General features: G+C 65.4%; 26 protein-coding genes. 14 read left to right on the plus strand and 12 right to left on the minus strand.

What is annotated here, in order from left to right; all coding sequences use genetic code 11:
• Nucleotides 1–48: 48 nt before the first annotated feature.
• On the plus strand, nucleotides 49–756 hold the full coding sequence (locus IHE49_RS16485) for a class I SAM-dependent methyltransferase (RefSeq protein WP_192159943.1): 708 nt from the start codon (nucleotides 49–51) through the stop codon (nucleotides 754–756).
• A 24-nt stretch (nucleotides 757–780) separates the two neighbouring features.
• Here IHE49_RS16485 and IHE49_RS16490 read toward each other — a convergent pair whose 3' ends face one another.
• From IHE49_RS16490 to IHE49_RS16505, 4 genes are all read right to left on the minus strand, one after another.
• On the minus strand, nucleotides 781–1554 hold the full coding sequence (locus tag IHE49_RS16490; RefSeq protein WP_192159945.1) for a class I SAM-dependent methyltransferase: 774 nt from the start codon (nucleotides 1552–1554) through the stop codon (nucleotides 781–783).
• A 378-nt stretch (nucleotides 1555–1932) separates the two neighbouring features.
• Nucleotides 1933–2610, minus strand: coding sequence for a DUF3014 domain-containing protein (locus tag IHE49_RS16495; RefSeq protein ID WP_343227593.1), 678 nt, complete (start codon nucleotides 2608–2610; stop codon nucleotides 1933–1935).
• A gap of 237 nt (nucleotides 2611–2847) precedes the next feature.
• Nucleotides 2848–3609: an ABC transporter permease gene (locus tag IHE49_RS16500; protein WP_192159950.1), complete on the minus strand. Its 762-nt coding sequence runs from the start codon at nucleotides 3607–3609 to the stop codon at nucleotides 2848–2850.
• The gene (locus IHE49_RS16505; protein ID WP_192159952.1) at nucleotides 3606–4556 is read right to left on the minus strand and encodes an ABC transporter ATP-binding protein; all 951 of its coding nucleotides are present in this window, start codon (nucleotides 4554–4556) and stop codon (nucleotides 3606–3608) included. Before IHE49_RS16505 ends, IHE49_RS16500 begins: the two co-directional genes overlap by 4 nt.
• Nucleotides 4557–4719: 163 nt before the next feature.
• On the opposite strand from IHE49_RS16505, the gene IHE49_RS16510 reads away from it, so the two are divergent.
• The 6 genes from IHE49_RS16510 (at nucleotide 4720) to IHE49_RS16535 (ending at nucleotide 8240) form a co-directional block, all read left to right on the plus strand.
• Complete coding sequence (locus IHE49_RS16510) at nucleotides 4720–5172, plus strand: MarR family transcriptional regulator (RefSeq protein ID WP_192159954.1); 453 nt, start codon at nucleotides 4720–4722, stop codon at nucleotides 5170–5172.
• A 37-nt stretch (nucleotides 5173–5209) separates the two neighbouring features.
• The gene (locus IHE49_RS16515; RefSeq protein WP_192159956.1) at nucleotides 5210–5773 is read left to right on the plus strand and encodes an isochorismatase family protein; all 564 of its coding nucleotides are present in this window, start codon (nucleotides 5210–5212) and stop codon (nucleotides 5771–5773) included.
• A 15-nt stretch (nucleotides 5774–5788) separates the two neighbouring features.
• A complete protein-coding gene (locus tag IHE49_RS16520; protein WP_192159958.1) occupies nucleotides 5789–6118 on the plus strand; it encodes a hypothetical protein in 330 nt (109 codons plus the stop codon).
• Nucleotides 6115–7344: an MFS transporter gene (locus tag IHE49_RS16525; protein ID WP_343227594.1), complete on the plus strand. Its 1230-nt coding sequence runs from the start codon at nucleotides 6115–6117 to the stop codon at nucleotides 7342–7344. Before IHE49_RS16520 ends, IHE49_RS16525 begins: the two co-directional genes overlap by 4 nt.
• 99 nt (nucleotides 7345–7443) lie before the next feature.
• Complete coding sequence (locus tag IHE49_RS16530) at nucleotides 7444–7905, plus strand: SRPBCC family protein (RefSeq protein ID WP_192159960.1); 462 nt, start codon at nucleotides 7444–7446, stop codon at nucleotides 7903–7905.
• A 5-nt stretch (nucleotides 7906–7910) separates the two neighbouring features.
• Complete coding sequence (locus tag IHE49_RS16535; RefSeq protein WP_192159962.1) at nucleotides 7911–8240, plus strand: metalloregulator ArsR/SmtB family transcription factor; 330 nt, start codon at nucleotides 7911–7913, stop codon at nucleotides 8238–8240.
• A gap of 328 nt (nucleotides 8241–8568) precedes the next feature.
• Here IHE49_RS16535 and IHE49_RS16540 read toward each other — a convergent pair whose 3' ends face one another.
• The gene (locus tag IHE49_RS16540; RefSeq protein ID WP_192159964.1) at nucleotides 8569–8931 is read right to left on the minus strand and encodes a YciI family protein; all 363 of its coding nucleotides are present in this window, start codon (nucleotides 8929–8931) and stop codon (nucleotides 8569–8571) included.
• Between the two features lie 164 nt (nucleotides 8932–9095).
• Here IHE49_RS16540 and IHE49_RS16545 point away from each other — a divergent pair, with 164 nt between their 5' ends.
• The 3 genes from IHE49_RS16545 to IHE49_RS16555 all read left to right on the plus strand — a co-directional run bounded on the left by IHE49_RS16545 (nucleotide 9096) and on the right by IHE49_RS16555 (nucleotide 10399).
• A complete protein-coding gene (locus IHE49_RS16545; RefSeq protein ID WP_192159966.1) occupies nucleotides 9096–9620 on the plus strand; it encodes a DUF4405 domain-containing protein in 525 nt (174 codons plus the stop codon).
• Nucleotides 9621–9738: 118 nt separating this feature from the next.
• On the plus strand, nucleotides 9739–10167 hold the full coding sequence (locus tag IHE49_RS16550) for a hypothetical protein (RefSeq protein WP_192159968.1): 429 nt from the start codon (nucleotides 9739–9741) through the stop codon (nucleotides 10165–10167).
• Nucleotides 10157–10399: a helix-turn-helix transcriptional regulator gene (locus IHE49_RS16555; protein WP_225578520.1), complete on the plus strand. Its 243-nt coding sequence runs from the start codon at nucleotides 10157–10159 to the stop codon at nucleotides 10397–10399. The genes IHE49_RS16550 and IHE49_RS16555 overlap by 11 nt, the downstream gene beginning before the upstream one ends.
• A gap of 4 nt (nucleotides 10400–10403) precedes the next feature.
• Here IHE49_RS16555 and IHE49_RS16560 read toward each other — a convergent pair whose 3' ends face one another.
• The 3 genes from IHE49_RS16560 to IHE49_RS16570 all read right to left on the minus strand — a co-directional run bounded on the left by IHE49_RS16560 (nucleotide 10404) and on the right by IHE49_RS16570 (nucleotide 13799).
• On the minus strand, nucleotides 10404–10958 hold the full coding sequence (locus IHE49_RS16560) for a DUF1579 family protein (RefSeq protein WP_192159970.1): 555 nt from the start codon (nucleotides 10956–10958) through the stop codon (nucleotides 10404–10406).
• Between the two features lie 69 nt (nucleotides 10959–11027).
• Nucleotides 11028–11852, minus strand: coding sequence for a helix-turn-helix transcriptional regulator (locus IHE49_RS16565; RefSeq protein WP_343227595.1), 825 nt, complete (start codon nucleotides 11850–11852; stop codon nucleotides 11028–11030).
• A gap of 6 nt (nucleotides 11853–11858) precedes the next feature.
• Nucleotides 11859–13799, minus strand: coding sequence for a M61 family metallopeptidase (locus IHE49_RS16570; RefSeq protein ID WP_192159972.1), 1941 nt, complete (start codon nucleotides 13797–13799; stop codon nucleotides 11859–11861).
• Nucleotides 13800–13946: 147 nt separating this feature from the next.
• Here IHE49_RS16570 and IHE49_RS16575 point away from each other — a divergent pair, with 147 nt between their 5' ends.
• Nucleotides 13947–14489 (plus strand): DUF924 family protein, encoded by a 543-nt coding sequence (locus IHE49_RS16575; RefSeq protein WP_192159973.1) that lies wholly within the window; start codon nucleotides 13947–13949, stop codon nucleotides 14487–14489.
• 83 nt (nucleotides 14490–14572) lie between these two features.
• On the opposite strand, the gene IHE49_RS16580 is transcribed toward IHE49_RS16575, so the two are convergent.
• The 4 genes from IHE49_RS16580 to IHE49_RS16595 all read right to left on the minus strand — a co-directional run bounded on the left by IHE49_RS16580 (nucleotide 14573) and on the right by IHE49_RS16595 (nucleotide 19350).
• Nucleotides 14573–16840: a thiamine pyrophosphate-dependent enzyme gene (locus IHE49_RS16580; protein ID WP_192159974.1), complete on the minus strand. Its 2268-nt coding sequence runs from the start codon at nucleotides 16838–16840 to the stop codon at nucleotides 14573–14575.
• 161 nt (nucleotides 16841–17001) lie between these two features.
• Nucleotides 17002–17496 carry a hypothetical protein gene (locus IHE49_RS16585; protein WP_192159975.1) on the minus strand — a complete coding sequence of 165 codons (495 nt, stop codon included), beginning with the start codon at nucleotides 17494–17496 and terminating at the stop codon, nucleotides 17002–17004.
• Nucleotides 17493–18035 (minus strand): GNAT family N-acetyltransferase, encoded by a 543-nt coding sequence (locus IHE49_RS16590; RefSeq protein WP_192159977.1) that lies wholly within the window; start codon nucleotides 18033–18035, stop codon nucleotides 17493–17495. Before IHE49_RS16590 ends, IHE49_RS16585 begins: the two co-directional genes overlap by 4 nt.
• A gap of 142 nt (nucleotides 18036–18177) precedes the next feature.
• Nucleotides 18178–19350: an acyl-CoA dehydrogenase family protein gene (locus IHE49_RS16595; protein ID WP_192159979.1), complete on the minus strand. Its 1173-nt coding sequence runs from the start codon at nucleotides 19348–19350 to the stop codon at nucleotides 18178–18180.
• Nucleotides 19351–19479: 129 nt separating this feature from the next.
• Here IHE49_RS16595 and IHE49_RS16600 point away from each other — a divergent pair, with 129 nt between their 5' ends.
• The 3 genes from IHE49_RS16600 (at nucleotide 19480) to IHE49_RS16610 (ending at nucleotide 25008) form a co-directional block, all read left to right on the plus strand.
• Nucleotides 19480–20355 (plus strand): DMT family transporter, encoded by an 876-nt coding sequence (locus tag IHE49_RS16600; RefSeq protein WP_192159981.1) that lies wholly within the window; start codon nucleotides 19480–19482, stop codon nucleotides 20353–20355.
• A 272-nt stretch (nucleotides 20356–20627) separates the two neighbouring features.
• Nucleotides 20628–21881, plus strand: coding sequence for an efflux RND transporter periplasmic adaptor subunit (locus IHE49_RS16605; RefSeq protein ID WP_192159983.1), 1254 nt, complete (start codon nucleotides 20628–20630; stop codon nucleotides 21879–21881).
• A 19-nt stretch (nucleotides 21882–21900) separates the two neighbouring features.
• A complete protein-coding gene (locus IHE49_RS16610) occupies nucleotides 21901–25008 on the plus strand; it encodes an efflux RND transporter permease subunit (RefSeq protein ID WP_192159985.1) in 3108 nt (1035 codons plus the stop codon).
• Nucleotides 25009–25065 lie beyond the last annotated feature (57 nt).

Raw genomic sequence — 25065 nt, forward strand, 5'->3', positions numbered from 1 at the left:
ACCCTCGCGTCCATCAAACAATGGCCCATCTCGCCGGGAGCACAAGCCATGCAGGGGAAACCGCGGTTCGGCATCGACGCACCTACCCTGGTGCTCGGCTTCGCCATTGGCGGCCCTTTGCTGCTCGTGCTGGGTTGCGTCGGCAATCGCGTGCTGCCGTCTGCGCTGGCGGGGACGATGATCGGCACCGGCGCCGTGATGGCCACCGAAGCAGTACTGATGACTTTGAGCAGCCTGTACGGCAAACGCATCCTGCTGCGGCGGATGGTCGATGCGCTCGGCCTGCGCGGCGACGAAAAAGCGCTGGACGTGGGTTGCGGACGCGGCATGCTGCTGCTTGAGACCGCCAGCCGCCTGCCACGCGGTCGGGTCACCGGGCTGGATCTGTGGAGCACGCGCGACCAGAGTGGCAATGCCGTCGAAGCCACCGCGCGCAATGCCGAACTGGCCGGTCTGCGCGAGCGCGTGCAGATCGACACCGGCGACATGCGCCACCTGCCCTATGCCGACGCCAGCTTCGACGTGATCGTCTCAAGCCTTGCCATCCACAACCTGCCCACCGAAACCGACCGCGAACAGGCAGTGCACGAAATCGCCCGCGTGCTCAAACCCGGCGGCCAACTCGCCCTGCTCGACTTTCGCCACACCGCCCACTATGTGCAGGCGCTGCGTGAGGCGGGCTTGGACACGCGGCGCTCGTGGCCGCAGTTCCTGATGTTCCCGTGGGTGTGGGTCGTGCGCGGACACAAGGCCTGACCCTGACGTCCGCGCCACGGCCACCTACTTCGCCGGCTTGCGGAAGCGGTAGATGAACTGGTCGGTATGGCCACGTATCGACGGATCAAACACCTTCGCAGTGTGCGAATCGGCCGGATTGCGCAGGGCATCGCTCTCGCCATCGAATACGAAGCCGGCCGACTCGACTTCCTTCTTCACCACGGCCGGATCGATGCGATGCAGGGTATCGGTATCGGCCAGGCCGGAGCCGGCCGGCGCAACGTGGTCGATCACCACGAACACGCCACTGGGCTTGAGCGCGTCGTAGACCAGCTTGTCGAACTTCGCCATGTCCACCGGACCCATGAACGCGTCGTGGTAGTCATGGTAGTTCTGCACGGTGAACACCAGATCCACCTTGGCTGGCGCACTGAGTTCGGCCGCAGGTTGTTTGAGCAGGCTCACGTTGCCGTAATGCGCAGTGGCGACCAGCTTCTGCCAGTTCGCGTAGCTCTTGGCCGAGTGCTTCCACATCTCGTCCGGCCACACGGTATAGACCCGCCCCGCCGGCCCCACGATGGCACTGAACACGCGTGTCCAATAACCGCTACCGGGGGCGAGTTCCAGCACTTTTTGACCGGGCTTCACCTCGGCAAACGCCATGACCGCGGCCATCTGGCGGCGCGCGTCGTCGTCGCGGTCACTTCCCCGCGCTGGATCGTTCATCGCGGTGGTGACGTAAGCAGGCGCGGTCTGGCCAGGCGGCGCGCCTGGCATGGCCAATGCTGCAGCCGGAAGGGCGAACGCAAGCAGAGAGGCAAGGATGGTCGGGCGCATGGCTAAACTCCGCTTTTGGCGAAAGGAAGGCTCATTGTGCGCTGATCGCCACGCGCGGCGCGCCATGACTAATGGCGCAAGGCGGCTCCAGGCAATTGTGTACACAGTGTGAATAAAGGTAAAGTGCGGACGACGGCCAAACAGGGGGCGCCGAGGAAAAACATGTACATGCCACTGACCCGCTTCGCAGTGGAACGCGAAGTACGAAGGGTTACAGGGATGCTTGTCGGGAAGAAGACGCCAGCGTTACAGGCGCCGCAACGTTCACCCGTATCAATACCTGCTTTGGTGTCGTGGTGCTCTGAAACGCACTCGCGCCGTGCCGACGAAGAGGCACGACGCGCGTTGCTCTGCGAAACCGGCTGACGCTAAGGCTCGTCACTGCGTCCGCGCGGTGGTGGATAGCTGTCGCGCTGTCAGCAGGTTGCGGATCACTCGCAGCTTCGCCTTGAGCTCGGCCTCGTTGGCCGGGCCCAGCCGCAGCATCAGCTTCTGCCCTGCCGACAGCGATTCCAGGGCGGGATCGACGTAGGTGTAGCGCCCGTTCGCAAGCTGCAGTGCAGGCGGCTGCGCCAGCGAAGGCGCGGCCAGCATGTCGTCTATGGCCGCGATCAGGCGGTCGTTGAAATAAGCCTTGGGATAGCCCAGTTCCCGGTACGCCTGCTGGAACAGCGGGTAGCTGTGCGCATACCACGTAACGAGTGCCTGTGAATCGGCGCGCCGTACGACCGCCATGTAAGGCGCATAGCGCCCGGTGTTGCGCGCGTCGGCGGCAAGGATTCCTTGCGTTTTTCCGGCCATGAACGCGCCCTGCGGGGTGCGCAGCGGCAGGATGGATGCGCTGCCCAGTTCGTGGCGCGGCAATGCGTCCACCGTGGCCACGATATGGTTCACGATCTGCTGCGGCAGCAACAGGTCCTTCAGCCGGTCGCCTCCGAGTGCCCGCAACGCCGAAGCCACGTTTGCGTCGCTGTCGTCCAGCGCAGGCAACGGCGCGGTGGAGGCGGAAGCAGGCACCGAGGCTTGCGCAATCGGATGATGGGTGCTGGCGGCCACGGCCGGCGATGCCGTATCCGCAGGCGCAGCCGCGGTGGATGCCGGAGCGGGAGCCGTATCCGGGCGCGTCGCTCGCCACGTGACGTAGGCAGCCACAGCAACGACGCACGCCGCCACTGTCACTGCCGGCACCCAGCGGCGCCCACCCGATCTGCGCTTGTACGCCACCATTCACCTCCACGCTTCGCCTCAACAGGGGTTCGACTCGCGCACTGGCAAATCGTTCAGTGGCCCGGTTCAGACTTTCAGGCGATAGCCTGTCCTGAAAATCCACCACACCACGACCAGGCACAACGCGAGAAAACCCAGCGTAGCAGCGAGGCTGATCCCTACGCCCACGTCGGCCAGGTTGTAAAAGCTCCAGCGGAAACCCGAGATCAGGTACACCACGGGGTTGAACAGCGTCACCTTCTGCCAGAACGGCGGCAACATGTGGATGGAATAGAAGCTGCCGCCCAAGAAAGTCAGCGGAGTGATCACCATCAGCGGCACCACCTGCAGCTTCTCGAAGTTGTCCGCCCAGATGCCGATGATGAAGCCGAGCAGGCTGAAGGTGACCGTGGTGAGCAGCAGGAAGGCCACCATCACCAGCGGATGCGCGATGGAGTAGTCCACGAAGATGCGCGCCGTGGCAAGGATGATCAGGCCCACCATGATCGCCTTGGTAGCCGCCGCCCCCACGTAACCCAGCACGATCTCCAGGAAGGACAACGGCGCGGAATGCACCTCGTAGATGGTGCCCACGAACTTGGGGAAGTAGATGCCGAAGGAAGCATTGGACACGCTCTGCATCAGCAGCGACAGCATCACCAGGCCGGGGATGATGAAGGCCGCGTAGCTGACGCCTTCCACGCTGGTGATGCGCGAGCCGATCGCCGAGCCGAACACCACGAAATACAGCGAAGTGGATACCACCGGCGAAGCGACGCTCTGCATCAAGGTGCGCCCAGTTCGGGCCATTTCGAAACGGTAGATCGCGCGGATGCCGTACCAGTTCATGCGCCCTCCTTCACCAGTTGCAGGAAGATCTGCTCCAGCGTGTCCTGCCGCGTGCTGAGGTCGCGGAAGCGGATGCCGGCCGCGGCCAAGTCGGCCAGCAACCCGGTGATGCCGGTGCGTTCGCCCTGTGTGTCGTAGTTGTAGACCAGCTCGTTGCCGCCGGCAGCCAGTTCCAGATGGTGGGACGCCAGCGCAGCCGGCACCGCATCCAGCGCGTCATGCAGTTGCAGGCGCAGCTGCTTGCGACCCAGCTTGTGCATCAACGCGGCCTTCTCCTCCACCAGCACCAGCTCGCCCTTGTTGATCACGCCCACGCGATGGGCCATCTCCTCGGCCTCCTCGATGTAGTGCGTGGTCAGCACGATGGTGACGCCGCTCTCGCGCAGCCGCCGCACCATCGCCCACATGTCGCGACGCAGCTCCACGTCCACGCCAGCGGTAGGTTCGTCGAGGAACAGCAGCTGCGGCTCGTGCGACAAGGCCTTGGCGATCATCACGCGCCGCTTCATGCCGCCGGAGAGCATCAGCATCTTGTTGTCGCGCTTGTCCCACAACGACAGATCTTTCAGCAGCCGCTCGATGTAGGCGTCGTCCGGCGCCTTGCCGAACAGACCACGGCTGAAGCGCACCGTGTTCCACACTGTCTCGAACGCATCGGTCTTCAGCTCCTGCGGCACCAGGCCGATCAGCGAGCGGGTGGCGCGCCAGTCGCGCACCACGTCATGGCCGTCCACGGTGATGCTGCCGGCACCCAGGTTGACGATGCCGCAGATGATGCTGATCAACGTGGTCTTGCCGGCGCCATTGGGGCCCAGCAGGGCGAAGATTTCGCCGCGGCGGATCTCGAGATCGATGTGTTTCAGCGCCTGGAAACCGCCCGGATAGACCTTGTCCACCCCGCGCACGACAAGGATGTCGTCGTCCGCCGTTCGTGCCACTGCATTCATGCACGTCTCCTGTGTTCGCTGACCGCCAATGGCAGCCAAGGGCCTGAAATACTAAACCAATAAGTTCTGAAATCAACCGATTGATGTCGCGCAACTGCGAGCGCTTTCATAAATATGAAGTTTAACTTTGCAGTTTTCCTGCCTATGCCCTACCATGCGCGAGATGAAGATCGTCCGCCACGACCCGCGCACTGCCCAGGCCCAGGCCACCGCGCGCGAACTGCGCGCACTGGTCGGCAAGCTGAAACGCCAGCTGCGCGAAAAGGTGGGCATCGAAGGGCTCACGCTTTCGCAGGTCACCGTATTGATCCACCTGGAACGCCAGGGCAGCGCCACGGTCAGCGAACTGGCGCGCACCGAAAATGTCCGGCCGCAATCGATGGGCGCCACAGTGGCCGGCTTGCAGGCGCTGGCCCTGCTCGAGGGTACGGCAGACCCGGGCGACGGACGGCGCACCCTGCTCTCGCTGACCAAGCTGGCGCACGAAAAGATCCGCGCCATCCGGACAGCCCGCGAGGACTGGCTGTTCCATGCCATCCGCGAGCGCTTCAACGCCAACGAACAGGACGCCCTCGCACGCGGCGTCGAGCTGCTCAAGCGGTTGGCCGAAGGCTGAGCCCCATTCCTCTTTCCACACGACAAGGTTTCCCCCCATGGCATTGACCACGCTCGATCCCAAGACCGCACTGATCGTCATCGACATCCAGAAAGGCATCGTGCAATTGCCTTGCGCCTATCCCATGGCCGAGGTGATCGACCGCGTGGTTGAGATCACGCAAGCCTTCCGCAAGTACAACGCCCCCGTGGTGCTGGTGAACGTGGCCGGTGTCGCACCAGGCCGCAACGAACAGCCGAAGCGGATGGGCGACCTGCCGGCGGATTGGGCCGAGCTGGTGCCCGAGCTGGCGGTGCAGGCAAGCGACCACCGGGTCACCAAGCGCACCTGGGGCGCGTTCACGCACACCGACCTGCACGAACACCTGCAGGAGCACGGTGTGACGCAGGTGGTGATCGTGGGCGTGGCCACCAGCATCGGCGTGGAATCCACGGCACGCCAGGCTTCCGAACTCGGCTACAACGTCACGCTCGCCACCGACGCGATGAACGACCTCAATGCCGAGTCGCACACGAACAGCGTGACGCGCATCTTCCCGCGGCTGGGCGAAACCGGCAGCACGGCCGAGATCATCGCCCTGCTCGCCAGCACGCACGGCTGAACCGAGGATCGTTCCATGCCCTGGCTCCCTTTCCTGTCGTGGTTCTTCGGCGGCGCATTGCTCGCCAACGCCGTACCGCACGTGGTCAACGGTCTGACGGGGTGCGCGTTCCAGAGTCCCTTCGCTAAGCCACCCGGCGAAGGGCTCTCGTCCTCGACCACGAACGTGTGCTGGGGCTATCTGAATCTCGCGCTGGGCTATCTGCTGCTGGCGCACGTCGGCCACTTCGACGTGCAGAGCATCCCTTGCGTGGGCACGGCGTTTGCGGGCGCGTTGCTGTTGAGCGTGTTGATGGCACGCCACTTCGGCCGCTTCCATGGCGGCAATGCACCGGAGCGCCGGTGAGCGCGAACGGTTTCGGCATGTTCGGCTCGCTGCGCATCTGGAACTACCGCATGTGGGCCGGCGGCGCGCTGGTGTCCAACGTCGGTACATGGATGCAGCGCGTGGCACAGGACTGGCTAGTGCTCACCATCCTTACCCACCGCAATGCCGGCGCGGTGGGCGTGGTCATGGCCCTGCAGTTCGGTCCGCAGCTGCTGCTGTTGCCGTGGAGCGGCTACGCCGCCGACCGGCTCGACCGCCGCAAGCTGCTGATCGGCACGCAGGCCGCACTCGGCCTGCTGGCTTTGGGCCTGGGCCTGGTGACAGTCACCGGTGTGGTCACGTTGTGGCAGGTCTATGTGTTCGCCTTCCTGCTCGGCTGCGTCTCCGCATTCGATGCGCCGGTGCGGCAAGTCTTCGTCAACGAGCTGGTGGGCGACGAATACCTTGCCAATGCCGTATCGCTCAACTCCACTTCGTTCAATGCCGCGCGCATGATCGGGCCGGCCGTTGCCGGCCTGCTGATCGCCGCCGTGGGTTGCGGCTGGGTGTTCCTCATCAACGCCGCTTCGTTCGCGGGCGTGCTGGCCTCGCTGATGCTGCTGCGCGTAGACCAGTTGCACGACGGTGAACGCAGGTCGCGCAAGGTCGGCGGTATCGCGGAAGGCTTCCGTTACGTGTGGCAGCGGCCCGACCTGATGGCCGTGCTGGTCATGTTGTTCCTGATCGGCACGTTCGGCCTCAACTTCCCGATCTTCATCTCGACCATGTCGCTCACCGCCTTCCACGGCGGCGCCGGACAATACGGCCTGCTCACCTCGGCATTCGCAGTCGGATCGGTAGTGGGTGCGCTGTATTCCGCCTATCGCAGCCAACCGGGCATGTCCGTGCTCTGCGCGGGCGCGGCTGTGTTCGGCGTGGGCTGCATGCTGGCGGCGCTGGCGCCGAACGAAGGACTGTTCGCGGCGGCCTTGGTGCTGACCGGCCTCTCCGCATTGATGTTCGCCACCGGCACCAACAGCCTGATGCAGCTCACCACGGCACCGGCCATGCGCGGCCGCGTGATGGCCCTGCGCATCGCCGTCGCCATGGGCGGCACACCGATCGGCGCGCCCATCGTCGGCTGGATCGCTGACCACTTCGGCCCACGTTGGGCACTCGGCGTTGGCGCGGCATCAGGCGTTGCCGCGATGCTGGTGGCGCTGCGCTACATGGCTGGCCCGCGGGGACGGCTGGCGGAAGCCTGATCCCCAGTTATGCATAAGGCAACCTAAAAGTTGCATTTCTTCGAACGTGGCCGCAATATGCAACGACAAAGTTGCATTTATCCACTTCGGAGAATCTGTATGAACGCGATCACCGACCGCATCGAGCGACAGATCCTGCTGCAGGCCACGCGCGACAAGGTCTGGCATGCGCTGGTCGATGCCGAAAGCTTTGGTGACTGGTTCGGCATGAGGCTGAAAGGCCAGCGCTTCGTCGCCGGCGAGACCACCAGCGGTCACCTCACCTATCCCGGCTACGAACACCTGCTGTGCGAATTGCAGGTAGAACGCGTCGAACCAAAGCACCTGTTTTCGTATCGATGGCATCCCTATGCCATCGACCCCAACGGCAACTATGCGCACGAACCGACCACGTTGGTGGAATTCGTGCTCGAGGACCACGCCGATGGCACCCTGCTGCGTCTGGTCGAATCCGGTTTCGACCATATCCCGCTGTCACGCCGCAGCGAGGCCTATCGCATGAACAGCGGCGGCTGGGACGCGCAGATGCAGAACATCCAGCGCTATCTGGACGGGCGCTAAGCACCATGGCAAAGAAAAATCCCTGGCAGGACAGCGCACCGGTGTTCGCTGCGTTGGGCGATGCCACCCGGCTGAAACTGCTTGCCGCGCTGTGCGCCGGCGGTGCGCTGTCCATCGCGCAGCTCACCACCGGCACCGCGATCACCCGCCAGGCCGTCACCAAGCACTTGCTGGTGCTGGCCGAGGCCGGGCTGGTGCACGACAACTGGCAGGGACGCGAGCGACTGTGGGAACTGGAACCGTCACGACTGGACGAAGCGCGCCGCTCGCTGGATGCGATCGCTGCGCAATGGGATCAGGCGCTTGCGCGCCTGAAACATTTTGTCGAACGCTAGAGCCCGTTCTTGATCTTCCTATGGCCCACGCCGAAGCTGTTTGCGCGCAGATCTAAGGAAGAATGCAGGCAGGCAACACAGGGGAGAGTCCACGGATGGACTCGGCTTTGCGGAGCTTAAGAAGCGAACGCCCACCCACGGCCGAGCAATGACACAGGAATGCGGGCAAACAGATCTGGCCCGGTGAGTTGCCTCGCCATGGCCACCATGCGGCGGCACATGGCTTGACCTGCCAACCAGACAGGCGCTGCGCACGCGCGGCCACCTGGCGGCCACGGCAAGGCAACACGGATCATGGGAGATCGCGAACAGGCTCCTGGGCTTCGAATCACGCCGCCTCGGGGCAATGCTCCATCACCTGCCGCACCTCGCATTCGAGGTCCCAATCGTCGCCGTGCACCGCGAGGAAACGGCGGGTGATTTCCAGTGCCTCGTCCATCGAGGCGACCTGCAGCATGGCGTAGCCGGCCACCACTTCCTTCGCCTCGGTGAAGGGGCCATCCATCACGGTCTGCCGGCCGCGCGACAGGCGCACGCGCTTGCCTTCGGCCGTGGGTTGCAGGCCGGCAGTGTCCAGCAGCGAGCCGGCCGCGCTCAGTTCGGTCATCAGCTTGCCCATGTCTTCCATCAGCTGCGCACTGGGTCGCTGACCGGCACGCTCGTTGATTCGCACCATCGAAAGGAATCGCATCTTGTCTTCTCCATGTGGGTTTCGACACCGCACCAGAACGGTGTTCGCAGATGCGACGAATAACGTGGCGACGGTTCGACAAGCGCACGGGAGATCGCGCCAACCGCTTGCCTCAAATGAGAATAAATATCATTATTTAATGGTACTTCCCCGGGCAAATCGGAATGCGCTTCAACGACTTCATGCACCGCTACGGCACGCCGCTCACCGCAGGCCTGTTCACCGTTTCCGCCGTCTCGGGCGTGGCCTTGTTCTTCCACTGGGCACCGCGCAGCTTCCATGCCATGCACGAATGGCTGAGCGTGGTGCTGCTGGCACCGTTCGCTTTGCATCTGACGAAGAACTGGAAGCCGCTGCTGGCCTATGCCAAGCGCAAGACCCTGCTGGTTCCGCTGGCGTTGTCGCTGGTCGCAGCGGTGCCATTCGCATTGACCGCGGGCAAGGGCCGCCCTGCCAATCCCGCCACCCAGACCGTGACCCTGATGACACAAGCCAGCGTGGCCGACCTTGCCCCGGTGCTGCAGGCGACGCCGGACGAACTGCTGCGCCATCTGCAGCAGCAGGGCTACAAGGCGGGCTCGACCAAAGATTCGGTGGCCGCCATCGCCGCGGCTTCGCACGCCAACGCCAGTGACGTGCTGTACGCATTGCTGCCGGCGCGACGCGGCGGCAAACCCGCCGGCAACTAGGCCACTCCTCGATCAAGCCCTGGGTCGCCCTGGCCAGCATGCGCCAGGGCTTTTCTACTTGACATCATGTAAAAAATATTGAACATTGAGTCTACAAAAGCGAACCCAAGAGGGATTTATGTCATCGTTCGAAAAGCGCGCCTGGCTGGCCCTGTGGAGCCAGTGCCCGCCTTACCTCGTCTATTTCGTGGTCCAGGGCGTCTGGCCGAACTGGCTGACGACGTTTCTTGAGCGCATCGCCTGCCTTGCCGTCGTCGCCAGCGTGCATGCCATCGCCTATGTAACCGGTCTGCTGGTGATGAAGTGGCAGGAGCGCGCCGAGCCGTTGCTGCTGGACGAACGCGACCGCGCCATCGACGGGCGCGCCACCCGCACCGCCTATTTCGTGATGCTGGCCGGCATGATCGTGGTCGGCGTGGTGATGCCCTTCAGCGATACCGGCTGGAAGATCACCAACACCGCGCTGTTCGCCATCGTGCTGGCCGAAACGGTGCGCTATGCGCTGATCGTGACGGGCTACCGCCGGAGGCCGCGCCTTGCCCACTGAATCGCTTACCAACGAGGTGCGCCTGTTGCGCTTCCTTGCGCGGGACATGACGCAAGCCGAGTTGGGCAAACGCGTAGGCCTCACGCGCCAGACCATTGCCGCCATCGAGCAGGGCCGCTACTCGCCTTCGCTGGAAGTGGCGTTCCGCATCGCCGACGTATTCGGCAAGCGGCTGGACGAGGTGTTCCACTGGAACCCGGGCGGCGCGGCCGAAACCGGCGACGCGACGTGAGCGATCACTTCGTACGGCTGTATTCCAGCCTGACCGTGAGCATCTCCTTGCCGTCGTGGCGCTCGTAGTAGGCATAGCTGAAATGATCGGCATCGCTGGCTTCGAGCACTTCGCGCACGGGCACCGGCGCGCCGCCGTGCGCGCCTGACATCGCTCCGCGGAACGTGCAGTTGCGGCCGTCGGCGCTGCAATCGCCGTGCGCGATCACCACGCCGCCGAAGTTCACGTCCATCCACAGGCTGTCGTAACGGCTGGCCGCATCGTCGTAGCCGAGATAGCCCAAACCGTGGAAGGGCTTGGTCGAGGCGATGGCCAGATCCTGCCGCAGATGGCGACCTTCAAGCACGGACGTGAAAACGGCCGAACCGGTATCGATGGCCGGCGCCTTTGCCGCGTCGCTCCAGAAGGATTGGCGCACGTTCCAGTTTCCCACCAGCCAATTCAGGCCGTGGGCAGCTGGCGCAGGCTGCTGCGCAACCGCTGCAAATGGCGCCGCGCCGGTGATCGCAACCACTGCGATGAAGGCGGACAAAGAGCGGAAGAGACTGCGCTGACGCATTGGGGAATCCTGCGATGAAGGTGGCGCCAGCGTGCGCGCACCGACCGGCAGCGTCCATGACCTCGCAGGTCAAGTCACGGCGATTTCCTCTCGCGCCAACCGGGCGCACACCGCCGCGGTATGCGCGTCCGCCGGGAACGCACTTTCGATGCGCAGTTCCTGCAACGTCACGTCATGCGGCATCGAGAAGGTGGTGATGGTTTCGAAAAAACGCAGCTCGCCCGCGCGACTGCGGAATTCCAGCGTGAGTACCGGCGCGGGCAACTCGCCGTCGTGCAGCGCGCCCAGCGCAGGCACGTCCGGGTAGCGCGCGATCTCGCCCAGCAGCCGGCGCGGCACGGGGTCGGTGGGCGCAGCCGCGATCTGCGCATGCAGGTGGTGCAGGAACTTCTCCGCCACCGCGGGCCAGTTGACGATCACCGGGCGGAAGTCCTCGGGGTCGAACACCTGGTGCAGCAGATTGGCGTGGCGGCTTTCGCGCCCGTCCATCAGCAGCCGGTTCACGCGCATCGCGGCGCCATTGGCCATCAACACGTTCCATTGCCGGTCGAGCACGAAGGCGGGATACGGTTCCTGCTGCGCAAGGATCAGCTCCACCGCATGCCGCATGCGTTCAAGGGCAGGCGCCGCCCATTCCCGCTCCGGATATTCCGGTGCGTAGCCGGCGGCAAGCAACATCGCGTTACGCGCACGCAGCGGCATGTCCAGCGTGGCCGCGATGCGGCCCAGCGCTTCGCGGCTGGGCTTGGCCTTGCCGGTCTCGATGCAACTGAGGTGGCGCGTGGACATCTCCGCCGCCAGCGCCAGGTCGAGCTGGCTCTGCTTGCGCAATGCGCGCCACTCGCGCAGGAGCTGGCCCAGTGGTGCCGGCGAAGCAGCGGAAGTCGCAAACACGAGGCTCTATTTCCGCGCGACGATGATCTGGTCGAGGTAGTCCGGCGCACCGGCGATGCGCTCAAGATGCGGATATTGCAGGCCGCCGTGATAGTCCACGGGCACGGTCTGCAGGCTACCCTGGAATTTCAGCAGCAGCTCGATCGGCGCGTGGCCGGTCCTGGCGGCGGCAATCGCCTCCTTCAGCACTTCGCGCGAATAGGCCTTACCGTTCACCGCCACCACGGCGGCGCCGGTGCTCACGCCGGCCTTGAACGCAGGGCCGCCCCAGCGCACGTCGTTGATCGCGCCATCGTCGGTGAGCGTCATGCCGATCGACCACGCGAAGTTGTAGATGTGACGCGGCGATTCCGGGCGGCTGTCGTACTGTTTTTCGAATTCGCTGGGCTTGTCGGTATAGACCAGCTTCCAGCCGGCGGCGGCAAGGCCGTCCACCAGTGGCGGATTCACCACGGCGACGCGCGCGCGCAGGAAACTCGCCCAGTCGTACTTCGCCACGCCGCCCAAGGTCGCGGCCACGTCGTCGAAGGTATAGGTCTTCGTGACGAAACTGCCGTTGTCCACGCCGAAGAAGGCCTGCGCGAAATCGTCCAGCGATTTCTTCCCGCCCGTGAGCTCGCGCAGCTTGGCGTCCACCGCCAGCCACATCATCTGACCGCCGCTGTAGTAATCCTCGCTCATCTGCCAGCTGCGGTACGGCAACGCGGAACGATGCGCGGCGGTGGCGTCGTTGGTGGTGTCCTCCAGCGTGCGCCACTGGAAACCGGGACGATTGCGCTCGTAGTTGGCGGCGTCCATCGCCAGCGCATCGCGGAACTGTTCGGGCGTCCACAGCCCGGAACGTGCGGTGAGCACGAAACCCCAGTACTGCGTCTGCCCCTCGTACACCCACAGCAGCGAGTCACCCATCGGCACGTTGAAGTTCGGCGTCCATAGGTCGGCCGGGCGGCGGAACTTGCCGTTCCACGAATGCGTGTACTCGTGCGCCAGCAGATCCCGACCCGGCGCGTCGTCGGACCATGCAGTGAAGTAGTCCGCACCCAGGCCGTTCTCGCTGGACCGATGGTGTTCGAGGCCGTTGCCGGACATCACGTCGGACAGCGAGAACAGGAAGTCGTAGTGGTCGTAATGGTGCGAGCCGAACAGCTTGACCGCCTGCGTTACCAAGGCGCGGTGCTGCGCGACCTGCCCGGGGGTCATCTCCAGGTACTTCGGTGCATCGGCCACGATGTCCAGGTGCACCGACGCCTTGTCGCCCGGGTTCAGGTCCACGCGCTTGAAATAGCGCCCCGCATAGATCGGCGAATCGACCAGCGTGTTGTAAGTGATCGGCTTGAACGTGGTGTCGTCGCCCGACTGCGCAGCCGTCTCCAGCGCGCTGCCGAACTGCCAGCCCTGCGGCAGACTCACGCTGGGTTCGACATGGATGTCACGGGTGTAGTAACCGGCCGGATACAGGGACATCTTGTCCCACTCCAGCATCAGCATGCTGCCGGTCATCTCGTAGCTGCCGTCGTCGCGCGGCGAGAGGTACTGGAAGTCCGCATCCAGGCTGCTGGCGCCGGCGGGCACATCGAGATGGAAGGCAAAGACGTCGTACTTGTCGCGCGTCCACGCTACCGGCTTGCCATTGGCGCTGAGCTTCAGCCCCGCCAGCATCGCGACGGGACCGCTGGGCGAATGGTTGCCGGGGATCCACTCCGGGTACAGCAAGGTGAGCTTGCCGGCCTGCACCGGTATCGTCTCATGCACGCGGAAGATGCCCTGCCGCGTGTCACTGGCATCGACATGGATGGCGATGGTGCCGGGGTACGGCGTGTCCTGCGGCACCGGCACCTGCGTGCTGGACGACACCTGCGCGGAAGCCGCGCTGGCAGCAAGCGCCAGCGATACGGCGAGGGCGAGGCGTGCGGCGGCATGCGGTTTTGCGGGCATGGCGAAGGACATGGCAGATACCTGCGGCAAAGGGGATTTCCAAACTTATCACCACCGCCGAGTCCCGCGAGGGTGCCAAGCGGCACGGGTGACGCCTGTGCCACGATGCCATGCATCACTCCGGAGCCTGTCGGACGGCTCTCAACCAGGAATCCCAGCATGAGCATCGCCATCCAACCGCAGGACGTCGTCCATTTCTGGCGTGAGGCCGGCCCGGACAAATGGTTTGCCAGGGACGACGCCTTCGACCGCGCCTTCATCGAGCGTTTCCAGGCCACACACATGGCTGCCGCACGGCGCGAGCTGGATGGCTGGATGGACCATGGCGATGGCGCGCTGGCGCTGCTGATCCTGCTCGACCAGTTTCCGCGCAATGCCTTCCGCGGCACAGCGCACATGTTCGCCACCGATCCGCTGGCGCTGGCCTTCGCGCGGCAGGCGGTGGCGCGCGGCCACGACCGCACGGGGGATGCCGCGCTGCGCGTGTTCTTCTACCTGCCGTTCGAGCACAGCGAAGTGCTGGCCGACCAGGAGTGCGCAATGACGTTGTGCAAAGGACTGGGCGATTACGCCAGGTATGCAGCCATTCATCGCGACGTGATCGCCCGGTTCGGCCGCTTCCCGCATCGCAATGCGGCGCTCGGCCGCGAAACCACGAGCGAGGAACAAGCGTTTCTCGATGCAGGCGGCTTCGCCGGTTGAGCAGGAGCGCACCCTGCGCGTGAATGCCCTGGCTTCGATCAGCGCATAAGGCATTCGCGCAGGGGGGCGCTCTACAGTGGGCGTCAGGCCAGCTTGCGCGCTGCCGCCACCACGTCCGCATCGCCCGGGAGCACCAGGAAGGCCGCGCCGGCCAACGGCGTGAAGGTGTCGGCGCCCACCACGCGCTCCAGCGGCGTGGCGCCGCAGCCAGATTCGACGATGGCGGTGATGACGCCCTCGCCCACGCCCGCGCTCTTGCGGCCCTCGTCCAGCACGATGATGCGCTTGGCGCCCTTCGCCTGCGCCGCGATGAAGGTGTCGTTGAGCGGTGCCAACCAGCGCAGGTCGACCACGCGCACCTTCCACTTCAGTTCCTGCTCGATGGTGCGCGCAGCACGCAGCGCCATCGGCACGCCGTTGCCGAAGGTGAACACCACCAGGTCGTTCGCCCCCTCGCCGTAGACGCGACCCTCGCCCAGCGTCATCGCTTCGCCCGGCGCGGGATAGGCGAACTGCCACTGGCCGTCGCCGGCTTCGTACAGGTCCTTGGTCATGTACAGCGCGATGGGTTCGAGGAAGGCGCAGACGCGGCCGTCCACCTTGGCCAGCGCGGTGAGCGTACGCAGCATGGTCGCCGCGTCGTCGCCACGCGAAGCACAACCGACCACGAGGCCCGGGATGTCGCGCAGCGCGGCGATCGAGTTGTCGTTGTGGAAGTGGCCGCCAAAGCCGCGCTGGTAGCCCAGCGAAGCCACGCGCATCACCAGCGGGTTGCGGTACTGGTCGTTGGAGAAGAACTGCAGGCTGGCCGCCTCGCCGCGGATCTGGTCGCCCGCGTTGTGGAAATAGGCGAGGTACTGGATCTCCGGGATCGGCAGCATGCCCATGTTGGCGTAACCCTGGGCGAGACCGAGGATGACCGTCTCGTCCAGCAGCGTGTTGAACACGCGCGTGTTCTTGAACGCCTTGTGCAGGCCCTTGGTCACCGTGTACACGCCGCCTTTCTGCGCCACGTCCTCGCCGAACAGCAGCGACTCGGGATACTTCGCCATGACGTCGTGCAGCGCCTGGCCGATCTGGATGGCCAGATGACGCGGCGGCTGGTTTTCCGGCAGCTTCGCCTCGCCGCCGAAGGCCTTGAGGCGCGCTTCGCTGTAATCGGCGCGCACGGCTTCGGCCTTCACCGCAGCCGGCGTGTATGGTGCGAGCGGCTTCATCACGTCGTCCAGGCGCTCCAGCTTCGGGCAGCGGTCGGCTTCCTCCGCCGCGGCGAAACAGCGCTTGCGGATGGTCTCGTTGAGTTCGAGCAGCGAGTCCTTGGTGTACAGGCCCGACTCCAGCGCGATGGCCGCCGAACGCAGCAACGGATCGGTGGCTTCCAGCGCCACCAGTTCCTCGATGCTGCGCCACTCGATCTCGAAGTCGGTGCCCGCGTGGCCCATGATGCGGGTGGTCCTGACGTGCAGGAAGGTGGGCCGGCGCGTGCTGCGGCAATGCTCCACCGCGCGCTGCACCTGCGCGTAGCCTTCGGCGAGATCCAGGCCGTCGGCGAAGAAATAATCGAGGTCGGCACGACGCTGGAAGTTGTTCGCCACCCAGCCGGTCGGCGTCTTCACCGAGATACCGATACCGTTGTCCTCGCAGACGAACAGCACCGGCGCGGGCAGCTTCTGGTAGGCCGTCCACGCTGCGGCGTTGAATGCGGTCTGCGCGGTGGCGTGGTTGCTGGAGGCGTCGCCGAACGAGCAGATGGCGATGGAATCGTCCGGAATCGGCAGCGTGTGGCCAATGCGCTTCGCGTGGTCGATGGCGACCGCGGTACCCAGCGCCTTCGGCAGGTGCGAGGCGATGGTGGAGGTTTGCGGCAACACCCACAACGGCTTGCTGCCCCACACCTTGTGGCGACCGCCGGAGGCCGGATCGTCCTTGCTGGCCGCAAACGACAGCGCCGAATCCATCACCGGATCCATGCCGGGCAGCTTGCGGAAGCGCTCGGCCATAAAGCCGCCGCTGCGGTAGTGCAGGAAGGCCGGATCGGTGTGGCGCGTCAGCCGCGCCACCATCGCGTTGCCTTCGTGCCCGCTCGAACCGATGGTGTAGAACACCTTGTTCTGCACGCGCAGCACGCGCGCCATCAGGTCGAGATGGCGCGAGATCAGCTGCGACTCCAGCAGCTCGCGGAAACCGCGCGCGTCTAGCGCACTGCCCGGCAACACCGGTGCGTCGTCGTGCGGCGCGGCACGTACCTCGCCTCGCCATTCGTTGACGAACTCGGTGAAATTCTGGTCGACGATCTCGGCACGGTTGAAGCCCTTGTGGCGGGCGGCGATGGGAGTGGGCGTGGTGGTCATGGCGTCTCGTCAACGGATGGCCGCATGCGCGGCAGACAGGTAAACATGGCAATACCCCTTTCCCCTCCGGGGAGAGGGCTGGGGTGAGGGGTCAATCTTGCGACACGGTCAGCGCCGTGCATGCTTCGTGGCAACGTCATCGCGAGCACCCGCCCCTCACCTCAATCCTCTCCCCGATGGGGAGAGGAGGCAAAAGCCCGCAACAGTTTCGCTCGCAGCACGTCTTTCTCGCGACCAAAACTTTCGAACAGGCGAATCTGATCCGCGACTGAAGGTACCGGCACGGCAAGGCCATTGAGTCCCACCAGGATCAGCCGGCCGGGCGACACCGGCTGCCAGCCTTCGCCCTGGTTCAGTTCGAGGCCACCCATGACTTCCACCGGCATGCCGGGAAAGTCGAAGCGGGCGAACTGCGAGCGGAAACGACCGTCGTCGGCCGGTGCATGCGTGGCGTCGCGGCGATCGGTCCACAGCGTCGCCAGCATGTCGGCATCGGCGCGCGCGACCAGCACGTCGATGTCGGCCACGCTTACGTCGGCGCCCACCAGGCGCGCTGCCGCACTGCCGATCAGGCACCACGGCTCGGCGCAATGCACGTGCAGGTCGGGCACCAGTTCGGTGAGCGCGACGAACAATGCGGGCGGGATGTGGCTCATGCGCGGCGACGCAACCAGGCTTCGCGGCTCTGGCCCCATATCTCGACCGGCAACTCGTGGAATGGCTCGGGCAAACGTCCCGGCCTGAGCAGGCTCGAACCCAACCGCCCGGCGACATGCTGCGAAGCGGTGTTGCCCGGCACGATGGTGTGGATCACTTCGCTCCAGCCCAGGTGCGCGAAGGCCCAGTCGATCGCGACGGTCGCGCCTTCGGTCGCATAGCCTTTGCCCCAGGCCTCGCGCAGCAGGCCCCAGCCCACTTCGGTGCCCGGCCAACCCTCGGGACACCATGGCCCCAGCCGGCCGATCCAGTGGCCGCTCGCCTTCTCGATCACCGAGAACATGCCATACCCCTGCATCGCCCACGCACCGGCCATCGAAAGAAAACCGCGCCAGGCCACGGCGCGCGGCTGCGGACCGCCGATGTGGCGGGAATTCTCTTCGTCGCCCATCAGCACGGCCCAGCCTTCGAAATCCTCAGGCTGGGTGGGGCGCAGGATCAGTCGTTCGGTTTCGATGCGGATGTCTTGCCAGTTCATGCGATTCCCGCCAACTGGGTTCGGGCTGCTTTGGCGTCATTCCAGCAAAGGCCGGAATCCAGCGCCTCATGACTGGACTGAAGCCACCGGATCCCGGCCTTCGCCGGGATGACGAACGTGTGGGATGCCGCGAGGCCGATCCTCAGAACGCGTTGATGCCCGTCAGCTCGCGCCCCACCACCAACTCGTGCACCGTCTCGGTACCCTCGTAGGTGATGACCGACTCCAGGTTCAGCGCGTGGCGGATCGCACCGTGCTCGGTGGTGATGCCCGCGCCGCCGAGGATGTCGCGACACTGGCGCGCGATGTCGATGGCCATGCGGCAGTTGTTCCACTTGGCCAGCGAGACCTGGGTGGGCTGCATGGTGCCCGCGTCCTTCAGGCGACCCAGCTGCAGCGAGAGCAGCTGCGCGGTGGTGATGCGGCGGGCCATGTCGGCAAGCTTGAGCTGGATCGCCTGGTTGGCGGCCAGCGGGCGACCGAACAGCATGCGTTCGGCGGTGTAGTCGATGACTTCCTTCAGGCAGGCCTGCGCGGCGCCGATCGGGCCCCAGGTGATGCCGTAGCGCGCCTGCGTGAGGCAACCCAGCGGACCTTTCAGGCCCTTCACGTTGGGCAGGCGATTGGCGTCCGGCACGCGCACATTGTCGAGGAACAGCGCGCTGGTGACCGAGGCGCGCAGGCTCATCTTCTTGTGGATCTGCTGGGCGGTGAAGCCCTTCGTGTCGGTCGGCACGATGAAGCCCTGGATGCCGTCCTCGGTCTGCGCCCATACCACGGCGATCTGCGCGAGGTTGCCGTTGGTGATCCACATCTTGGCGCCGTTGATGACCCAGTCGCCGCCGTCCTTCTTCGCGTGGGTCTTCATGTTGGCCGGATCGGAACCGCCGTGCGGCTCGGTGAGGCCGAAGCAGCCGATGATCTCGCCCGCCGCCATCTTCGGCAGGTATTCCATCCTCTGCTCTTCGCTGCCGTAGGCGTAGATCGGGTACATCACCAGCGAGCTCTGCACCGAGGCGAAGCTGCGCAGGCCCGAATCGCCGCGCTCCAGCTCCTGGCAGATCAGGCCGTAGCTCACGCCGCTCATGCCGGCGCAACCGTATTTTTCGGGGATGGTCGCGCCAAGCAGGCCCAGGCTGGCGATCTCCGGAATCAGCTCGCTGGGGAAGCGCGCCTGGTCGAAGGCGTCGCCGATGATGGGCAGCACCTTTTCGTCGACGAAACGGCCGACGGTGTCCTGCACCATGCGCTCCTCGTCGGAGAGCAGCGAGCGGACGTCGTACAGGTCGAGCGGATTCAGGCGGACAGCGGCCATGGGCGTTCCAGTGACGGGTGGGGGAAACCGCCGATTCTACCGGGGGCAGCCATGCCGGTCACGGTGGGGCGCCGCAGGAGGCGGCATGCGATCATCTGCAATCCTCTCCCCCCTCCCTCCGGAAACGCCATGCTCAAGGGTGTGCTGCTGGGCTTCGCCTGTTTCGCCGCCTATGCCATCAGCGATGCCTTCGTGAAGGCCGTGCATGGCGCCGTGCCACCCTACGAATCGGTGTTCTTCGGCGGCCTGCTGGGCCTGGCCGCGCTGCCTTTCGTGATGGACAAGGGCGACCGCTGGCACGATGTGTTCGCCGCGCGCCGCCCCGTGCTGTGGTGGGTGCGCGCCTTGGCTGGTGCGGTGAGCAATATCGCCTCGGTCACCGCGTTCACCTTGCTGCCGATGGCCGAGGTGTTCTCGATGATCTTCCTGATGCCGATCTTCGTGACCATCCTCTCGGTGCTGCTCCTGAAGGAGCACGTGGGCTGGCGGCGCTGGACGGCGGTGTTCGTGGGCTTCGCCGGCGTGCTGGTGGTGCTGCGCCCGGGCTTTCGCGTGCTGGGGCTGGGACATCTGGCCGCCATCGTCTGCGGCATCGCCGCCGCCTTGTCGGTGGTGGCGCTGCGGATGGCCGGCAGCGAGGAAAAGCGGGTGAGCCTGTACGGCGCCGGCACCATCGGCCCGCTGGTGGCTGGTGGCGTGCTGATGGTGCCGCACTTCGTCTGGCCCGGCCTGCAGCAGTCCCTGCTGCTCGCCGGCTACGGCCTGCTCGCCGCGCTGGCCGGCGTGCTGTTGATGCATGCCACCCTGCTCGCGCCCGCCAACCGCGTCGCCCCCACCCAATACAGCCAGATGCTGTGGGCCATCGCGTTCGGCTACTGGTTTTTCGGCGACCACCTCGACTGGCCCATGCTGGCCGGCATCGTGATGATCCTCGGAGCGGGCCTGTTCACCCTGGTGCGCGAAGAGAAGATGACGGGTTGGTGGAAGCGCGCACGGCTGTTGTGAAGAGTGCGGCCAAGGATGGCCGTCCGTTTGATCTTCGCGTTCATGGACGAACGCACAGAATGATGCAGTGATCCCGCAGCACTTTACGTTTCGTAACGGCATTGCAGCCATGACTTGCGACATACGGCGTCAACTTTTTGCGTAACCATCCGTTGTGTGTGGAACGACCGCCTTCGCGATGGCGGCCGCGTCGTCCGGAACACTCCGAGCATCGGAAGCGGAAGGCAGGCCTCCGTCACGCACGCGATGGAACAAGCGCTGGAGACCAAATGATGAGCAATGTAGCGGCCAAGGCCAGAGAACCGGTTCGCAGCAAACGCTGGCCGCTGATCGTCGGCATCGTGGCAATCGCGGTGATCGCCCTGATCGTGGTGCACCTGCTTGGCGGCAAGAAAACCCGCGGCGGGCAACCGGCGCAAGTGGTAGGCACGGCCACCGCCGCCCTCGGCGACATGCCGGAGAACCTCAGCGAACTGGGGACGGTGACGCCCACGGCCACGGTCACCGTGTTGCCGCAATTGAGTGGCTACCTCACCCAGGTCGCCTACACCGAAGGCCAGGACGTGACCAAGGGCCAGTTCCTCGCCCAGATCGATCCGCGCCAGTACGAGATCAACAAGCAGCAGGCCGAGGCGCAGCTCGCCAAGGACCAGGCCAGCCTTGGCCAGGCGCGCACCGACCTGACGCGCTACGCGCAGCTGCACGCGCAGAAGTCGATCGCCGAGCAAACCTTCACCGATCAGCAGTTCACCGTGCAGCAGGACGAGGCGGCGGTGAAGGCCGACCAGGCCGCCGTGGCGCAGGACGAGCTGGATCTTGCCTATTGCCACATCACCGCGCCGATCGCCGGCCGCGTCGGTCTGCGGCTGGTCGACCCCGGCAACTACGTCACCGCGTCCAGCACCACGGGCATCGTCACCATCACCACGATGAAGCCGACCACGGTGCAGTTCTCGGTGCCGCAGAACGCACTGTCACGCGTGCTGCAGCGCTTCGGCGCCGGCGCCAAGCTGCCGGTGGCGATCTATGACAGCGAGAACAGCAAGCAGATCGCCACCGGTACGGTCTATGCGATCGGCAACCAGATGGCCACCGGCACCGGCACGGTGCCGCTGCGCGCGACGGTACCTAACGACGACGAGGCGCTGTTCCCCAACGAGTTCGTCAACGTGCGGCTGCTGGTGGACACGCAGAAGAACGCGGTGCTGGTGCCCACCCCTGCCGTGCAGAACGGCGCGCCGGGCGATTTCGTCTATCTGGTCAATGCCGACGACACCGTTTCCGTGCACAAGGTCACCCTCGGCCCCAGCGACGGCAAGAACACCGTGATCCTGTCCGGTCTCGATGCCGGCCAGACCGTGGTCACCGACGGCACGGACCGGCTGAGCGACGGTGCACCGATCAAGCTCGCCGGCGCCGAGCCGGCCGCATCGGCCAGCACCGCGGCAGCACCGGCCGCCAAGGCCGGCGGCAAGCATTCCGGCTGGAAGAAGAAGCACGCGTCCGCCGACAGTTCGGCTTCGTAAAGCAGCGGGCGCGCAAGCGATGAATATCTCACGACCGTTCGTGCTCCGTCCGGTGGCGACGGCGCTGCTGATGATCGCCATGGTGCTGGTGGGCCTGGTCGCCGTGCGCTTCCTGCCGGTGTCCTCGCTGCCGGACGTCGATTACCCGACGATCCAGGTGCAGACCTTCTACCCCGGCGCCAGCCCCACGGTGATGGCGACCACGGTGACCGCTCCGCTGGAAGTGCAGCTGGGCGAGATCCCCGGCCTGCAGCAGATGACCTCGACCAGCTCCGCTGGCGCTTCGGTGATCACGCTGCAGTTCGACCTGTCGCTCAATCTCGACGTGGCCCAGCAGAACGTGCAGGAGGCGATCAGCGCCGCCAACAGCCTGCTGCCCAGCGGCCTGCCAGCACCGCCTACCTACGCCAAGGTGAACCCCGCGGACCAGCCCATCCTGACCCTGGCGGTGACCTCCAATTCGATGTCGCTGACCCAGTTGCAGGACGCCACCAACAACCGTCTCGCCACCAAGATCTCCGAAGTGCCCGGCGTGGGACTGGTCACTGCCGCCGGCGGCAACGTGCCGGCGATCCGCGTCGAGGCCGACCCGCACAAGCTGGCCGCCTACGGCCTCAACATCGACGACCTGCGTTCGCTGATCGCCAACGTCAACGTCAGCCAGCCCAAGGGCAATTTCGACGGCCCCAAACTGGACTACACGATCAATGGCAACGACCAGATCAAGAATCCCCAGGGCTACCTCGACACCGTGCTGGCGTACCAGAACGGCGCGCCGGTGTTCGTGCGCGACGTGGCCCATGTAGCGCAGGCCGCGCAGAACAACGAACTGGGCGCCTGGTACAACAAGACGCAGGCCATCGTGCTCAATGTGCAGCGCCAGCCTGGCGCCAACGTCATCGCTACGGTTGATCACATCAAGCAGCAACTTCCCGCGCTGGAGGCCGCCCTCCCCGCCGGCATGAAGATCAGCATCGTCAACGACAGCACCGGCGTGATCCGCTCCTCGGTGTCAGACGCCACGTTCGAGCTGGTGCTGGCGATCGTGCTGGTGGTGCTGGTGATCTTCGTGTTCCTGCGCAACCTGCCCGCCACCATCATCCCCAGCATCTCGGTGCCGGTGTCGCTGATCGGCACGCTGGCGGTGATGTACAAGCTCGGCTACTCCATCGACAACCTTTCGCTGATGGCGCTGATCATCGCCACCGGCTTCGTGGTGGACGATTCGATCGTGATGATCGAGAACATCGTGCGCTACCTGGAGGAAGGCAGGACGCCGCTGGAAGCCGCGCTGGAGGGTGCCGGCCAGATCGGCTTCACCATCCTGTCGCTGACCGTCTCGCTGATCGCGGTGCTGATCCCGCTGCTGTTCATGGGCGGCGTGATCGGGCGCCTGTTCAGCGAATTCGCGGTCACGCTGGCCGTGACCATCGTCTTGTCCGCCGTGGTGTCGCTGACCCTGGTGCCGATGATGTGCGCGCGCATCCTGCGCGCACAGAAGGAACGCCACCCAAGCCGCTTCGAACGGATCAGCGAAGGGCTGTTCGACAAGCTGCTCGATGCCTACCGCCGCGGCCTCCTCGTGGTGATGAAACACCAGACCGCGACGCTGCTGGTGTTCCTCGCCACGGTGGCGCTGACCATCGTGCTCTACGTGGTGATCCCCAAGGGCCTGTTCCCGGTGCAGGACGTGGGCGTGCTGCAAGGCATCAGCACCGCCGACAATTCCGTCTCCTACGACACCATGATCGATCGCCAGCAGGCGCTGGCGGAGGCGGTCCTGAAAGACCCCGACGTCGCCAGCCTCACCTCCTACGTCGGCATCGACGGCACCAACATCACGCTCAACAACGGCCGCTTCCTGATCAACCTGAAGCCGCGCGACGAACGCTCCGGCACCGCCCGGCAGATCGCCCGCCGCATCCAGAAAGAGACCGCCGACGTACCCGGCATCAAGCTGTTTCTGCAGCCGGAGCAGAACCTGACGCTGGACACCACGGTATCGCCGAACCAGTACCAGTTCGTGCTGCGCGGCCCCAGCCAGGCCGAATTGCAGCAGTACGTGCCGGCGCTGCTCGCGCGCATGAAGGGCATCCAGTCCATCGCCGACGTCACCAGCGATCTCGACAACGATGGCCTCAGCGTGAACGTGGAAGTGAACCGCCAGCTGGCCGCGCGCTTCGGCATCACCGCCGCCACCATCGACAACGCGCTGTACGACGCGCTCGGCCAGCGCATCGTCTCGACGATCTTCGACCAGTCCAGCCAATACCGCGTGATCCTGGTCGCCAAGCCCGAAAGCCTGCCCACGCTGCAGTCACTGGGCAATCTGTACTTGCCCAGCCAGACCAGCAGCATCGGACAGGTACCGCTGAGCGCCATCGCGAAGATCGAGGTGGCCAAGTCGCCGCTGGTGGTCAGCCACTTAGCGCAATTCCCGTCCACCACCATCTCGTTCAACCTCGCACAGGGCGCGTCGCTGAGTACCGCGGTGGAGGAGATCGCGCAAGCCGAACAGGCGGCGCACTTGCCGTCCTCGATCGAGTCCTCGTTCCAGGGCGCCGCGGCTGCCTTCCAGGATTCGCTCTCCAGCGAGGTCTACCTGCTGATCGCCGCGCTGGTAGCCGTGTACATCGTGCTCGGCGTGCTGTACGAGAGCTTCATCCACCCGGTGACGATCCTTTCCACCCTGCCCTCGGCCGGCATCGGCGCGCTGCTGGCGCTGATGGTCGCCGGTGCCGACCTGGACGTGATCGGCATCATCGGCATCGTGCTGCTGATCGGCATCGTGAAGAAGAACGCGATCATGATCGTGGACTTCGCGCTCGAAGCCGAGCGCGTGCACGGCAAGCCGCCGGCCGAGGCGATCTTCGAAGCCTCATTGCTGCGCTTCCGGCCGATCCTGATGACCACGCTGGCGGCGATGCTCGGCGCGCTGCCGATGTTGCTGGGCAGCGGCATCGGTTCGGAACTGCGCCGGCCGCTGGGCCTGTCCATCATCGGCGGCCTCGCGCTCAGCCAGTTGCTGACCCTGTTCACCACGCCGGTGATCTACCTGTTCTTCGACCGGCTGGCGCGGCGCCTGCGTCCTGCACCCGCATTGGAAGCGGAAGGCGGTGAAGCGTGACCGCGCATTGCGCTTTTCTCCCTCTCCCCTTTGGGGACAGGGTCGGGGTGCGGGGTC

Origin of the sequence: Rhodanobacter sp. 7MK24 (assembly GCF_014842995.1) — a bacterium.
In the GTDB taxonomy this organism is placed as follows: Bacteria; Pseudomonadota; Gammaproteobacteria; order Xanthomonadales; family Rhodanobacteraceae; genus Rhodanobacter_A.